Genomic DNA, 4,493 nt, shown 5'->3' on the forward strand with positions numbered 1-4,493 from the left:
GGTGTGCTGCCATAAAATATTGTTAACCTTTGAGGTTAACAATATTACAAGGGTCATCTACAATGGATATTGTATTTAAGGAAAAAAAATTTGAGAACGAATGCAATAGCCAAAGACTACTGAAAAAACAGTATGGAGAGAAGATGGCTAAGAAAATCAGGCAAAGACTCGACGACTTAAAAGCAGTTATTGTCCTGGAGGAAATGCGATCGCTGCCGGGACGTTGCCACGAATTGTTACATAACCGTGCTGGACAACTATCTCTAGATTTAGTTCATCCTCTCAGACTAATTTTTGAGCCGGCTAATATACCGATTCCTCAAAAAGCAGACGGGGGAATTGATTGGAAGAAAGTAACCGCAGTCGTAATTATTGGCATAGATGACACCCATGACTAATACTATTGAGAACAGATATGCACCGGATTTTATTTCTCCACCGGGAGAAACCCTTGCCGAAATCCTAGAAGAAAGAAATATGTCTCAATCGGAACTCGCCCAACGCATGGGCAGACCAAAAAAGACTATCAATGAGATAATAAAAGGTAAAGCGGAGATTACTATCGATACCGCCTTACAGATAGAGTTAGTGTTAGGAACTCCCGCCAGTTTCTGGATAGAGCGCGAAAGACTTTATCGGGAATATTTAGCGAGAAAAAATGAGAATCAAAGATTAAAAGGTTATTTAGGCTGGTTAAAACAAATTCCTTATCGGCAGATGACTGAATTAGGCTGGCTCAAGTTTGATGAGGATAAAATAGAGCAATTACGAGAGAGCTTGAATTTTTTTGCCGTTGTCTCCCCTGAGCAATGGGAGGAGATTTGGGGGATAAATTTATCGATTGATTTTAGAAAGTCTCAAGCATTTGATAGCGATCGAGGGGCAATAATAGCATGGTTACGTCAAGGAGAAATAGAAGCATCGAAAATTAATTGTGCTGATTACAACGAGTTGAAATTCAGAGATGCCTTGCGACAAATTCGTTCGTTAACTATTAAGTCTATCGAGGTATTTCAACCGCAAATGATCGAGCTTTGTGCGGCAGCGGGGGTTGCCTTAGCCTTTGTCCCTGAACTTCCGAAAACAAGGGTACACGGTGCTACCCGTTGGTTAGGTTCTCACAGAGCTTTAATTCAATTGAGCGATCGATACAAAACAAATGATCATTTTTGGTTTTCTTTTTTTCATGAAGCTGGTCATATTTTATTACATGGGAAACGAACTTTATTTTTAGAGGGGCAAGATAAAGATATTCGAGATAAAATTAAAGAAAAAGAGGCGGATGTTTTTGCGGCTAATTTCTTAATTGCTCCCAGAGATTGGCAGAGATTTATCGCCAATAATTCTCTGAATAGAAAAGCTATTAATCAATTTGCCGAACAACTAGGAATACACCCTGGTATTATTGTTGGTAGAATGCAACATGAGCAAATTACTTCTTATCAAAACTATAATGATCTTAAGGAGAAATATTGTCTAAATACGCAGAATTCCTTTTTGGTATTGACGAGCGACTCCCCAAAAGGAAAACTTCCTATCTCACCATTAAGAAAACTGCTGTAAGCGGAGATTACTAAGGATAAATTTGGCAATAATTGACAAATTTAGCATTAGAGACAGGAAATTGCGATAACATCAAAAAAAGTCAGGGAGAGGATAGTTATGCTCGATCTTGCGAAATTAGCGGCAAAAATGCCAGGGATTAGTCAACATTTTCAACAGGAAGTGGCAGCTAGTCGCGAGCGAGTGCAACGGGCTAAAATTCTTTTAGAACAGGCTCAACAGCAACAGGAAAAACTGCTAGAACTCTATCATAACTGGCACGATCGCCTAATTTTCTCTGTCGCGCTACCGATCGAACCTCTCGACACCCGCATTACTATCCTTCCCCCCCCCGAAAGTCATAGCGTTTTTGCCACGGATGGTTCCCAAATTGCCCCTTCTCACCACGAAATCGCCTACTGTTATCTAATTAACATCGGTAGGATCATGTTGCACTATGGTCAAAATTTACACCCTCTCCTCGATAGCATTCCCGAAGTCTATTACAAATCAGAAGACCTCTACATTTCTAAACAGTGGGGTATTCGCGTGGATGAGTGGATGAGTTATCGTCGGACGGTATTAGAAAGCCAAATGTTAGCGGAAATGGCTACTCGTTGGGTAAAACCCCCTGGGGCCCATTATGAACCAAATTTAGCCCTCGTGGATGGTTCTTTGATCTATTGGTTTATCGATAGTCTCCCCCCGGAAGCAAAAGATTTAATTTTGCCACCGATTTTTCAGTCTTGGGACGATTTAAAATCAGCTAGAATCCCGCTTATGGGTTATATTAGTGCTTCTCGTAGCACGGAAAGCTTAAATTTCCTGCGTTTACAATCTTGTCCCCATGATACTCCCAATTGCTTGATCAATTGCGGTGATTTAGACCCAGAAAAAACCCCTTGTCGCGTTGTCGATCCTCTCCGGGATGCCTCTCTCTGGGGTTATTTATTGGAACCGGGGCAAAGAAGTCCTTTTTGGCGCAGTTCTTTGAAAATCCTCGATCTTTATGGGGATGAACATCGCATTTACTTCTGTTATCTCCATGTGGGGACGGAAATCGCTAGGGTAGAGGTTCCTGCTTGGGTGGTGGAGGAGCGAGAATTACTCGATCGCTCTTTGAGTATTTTACTGGCCCAGGTGTTAAAAGGTTATGGTTATCCGATCGCCTTAGCGGAAGCGCACAATTTAGCGGTGATTAAAGGTGGCGATCGCCTGCGTTTTTTTGCCCTTTTGGAACAACAAATGATTAAAGTCGGTTTACAGGATGTGGGAACATCTTATAAGGAAGCGAGAAAACGCAGTAGTATCGCTTAATTGAGGAGGCAGCAGATGGGGAGTGGTCACTGATAACTGATAACTGCTAACTGATAACTGCTAACTGATAACTGGTCACTGATAACTGATAAGTAGGTGGGAATTACCCACCTTAAACTTGATTTTTGCTGAATTTTTCTAGCGACCGCTTCGATCTTGATCCAAGACGCTGACGGGGAAATTATTATAACCAAGGTGATGTTTGCTAGTTTTTTGAATTTCTTCTTTAATTTGATCTAGATCAACATAGCGATCGGCTACATTAATTAAACTATCACTGGTCATCGATCGCAAACTAACCACTTCCACTCGCGCACCACGGTAACTGACGGAATCGGCAGCATAGGCTAAATCCCCATCACCACTGACAATTACTGCGGTATCATAGGAACCCACTAGCGCCATTAAATCCACGGCAATTTCCACGTCAAGATTGGCTTTTTTGGAACCATCGGGTAATTGTACTAGATCTTTAGCGATGACTCGATAGCCGTTGCGACGCATCCAGAGGAGGAATCCCTGCTGTTTTTCGTTAGTGCGATCAACTCCAGTATAAAAGAAGGCCCGCAAGAGACGAGAACCGGCAGTTAAACGACAAAGTAATTTGGTGTAGTCAATTTCGATACCTAATTGCAGGGCTGCATAAAATAAATTGGAACCATCGATGAAAATCGCCACACGACCGCGATTTTCTAGCACTTGTTCGGGGGTGAAGACTGGGGCTGTGTCATAATCATCAAACATTTTATTTTTCCTCGTTTGTTAAAAGTTTAGTGTTGGGTGTTTGCCAGTTGTGTCCCAAAGGACAACAGACCTTAAAAAATAGAGTTATCAAAAAATTCCCTTAGGAATCGTTTAACGGCAGTTCTAGTTTAGAAAAGATCGGTTCAGGTGTTCCTAGTTGTGGATTTGTGGGTAATCCCCATTGACAGTGTTGGGAAAAAGAGACACCATCAGGGAAGTTTTCCCCATCCTCCGACCTGAAAGTATTAAAATCAATAACAAAACCTAGTTGTTGATAAATTTTACTGCTTAAGGTCGGTATTATCGGTGAGAGTAGGTAGGCAGAGAGTCTTACTGATTCCAAAACTGCGTAGAGAACCTGTTCTACTGCTGCTTGTTGTTTCTGTTTAAATAAACTCCAGGGCGCACTCTCATCGATAAACTTATTACTAGCACGAATTAACGCCAATATTTCCTCACAGGCTTGATCAAATTGTAGCGCATCGTACTTCTGTTCAACAATGCCCCCTAGATTGATCCCCATATTCTTAAGGTGATTATCGTTGGGGATATCTACACCGGTCAACTGGGGGGGGTTATTTTGGCAGTATTTTTTAACCATGCCTAGGGTGCGATTGAGGAGGTTGCCTAAATCGTTGGCTAAATCCGCGTTAAGAATATTAACAAATCTGGTTTCCTGAAAATCGCCATCCTGTCCTAATTCAATCTCTTTAACGAAATAGTAACGGACGGCATCGGCCCCATAGCGATCAACCAAATCGAAGGGATCGAGGGTATTACCGAGACTTTTGCCCATTTTCCGCCCGTCTTTGGTCAAAAAGCCATGGCCGAACACTCTTTTGGGCAAGGGTAAACCCGCCGACATTAGCATAGCCGGCCAATAAATGGCA

Annotated in this window: 5 protein-coding genes; 3 read left to right on the top strand and 2 right to left on the bottom strand. The window is 42.0% G+C overall.

Annotation, left to right across the window (positions count from 1 at the left end; all coding sequences use genetic code 11):
• Positions 1–62: 62 nt before the first annotated feature.
• From PX484_RS19190 to PX484_RS19200, 3 genes are all read left to right on the top strand, one after another.
• Positions 63–398, top strand: coding sequence for a type II toxin-antitoxin system RelE/ParE family toxin (locus tag PX484_RS19190; protein ID WP_002800095.1), 336 nt, complete (start codon positions 63–65; stop codon positions 396–398).
• Positions 391–1,563, top strand: coding sequence for a HigA family addiction module antitoxin (locus PX484_RS19195; protein ID WP_287767778.1), 1,173 nt, complete (start codon positions 391–393; stop codon positions 1,561–1,563). Before PX484_RS19190 ends, PX484_RS19195 begins: the two co-directional genes overlap by 8 nt.
• Before the next feature lie 99 nt (positions 1,564–1,662).
• Complete coding sequence (locus PX484_RS19200) at positions 1,663–2,859, top strand: DNA double-strand break repair nuclease NurA (RefSeq protein ID WP_002800090.1); 1,197 nt, start codon at positions 1,663–1,665, stop codon at positions 2,857–2,859.
• 138 nt (positions 2,860–2,997) lie between these two features.
• On the opposite strand, the gene PX484_RS19205 is transcribed toward PX484_RS19200, so the two are convergent.
• Complete coding sequence (locus tag PX484_RS19205) at positions 2,998–3,603, bottom strand: LabA-like NYN domain-containing protein (protein WP_002776500.1); 606 nt, start codon at positions 3,601–3,603, stop codon at positions 2,998–3,000.
• Between the two features lie 100 nt (positions 3,604–3,703).
• Positions 3,704–4,493, bottom strand: a 790-nt coding sequence (locus tag PX484_RS19210; protein ID WP_288105162.1) for a methionine--tRNA ligase, incomplete at its 5' end; no start/stop codon positions are given.

Source organism: Microcystis sp. M49636_WE2 (genome assembly GCF_030065375.1).
Taxonomy (GTDB): domain Bacteria; phylum Cyanobacteriota; class Cyanobacteriia; order Cyanobacteriales; family Microcystaceae; genus Microcystis; species Microcystis aeruginosa_C.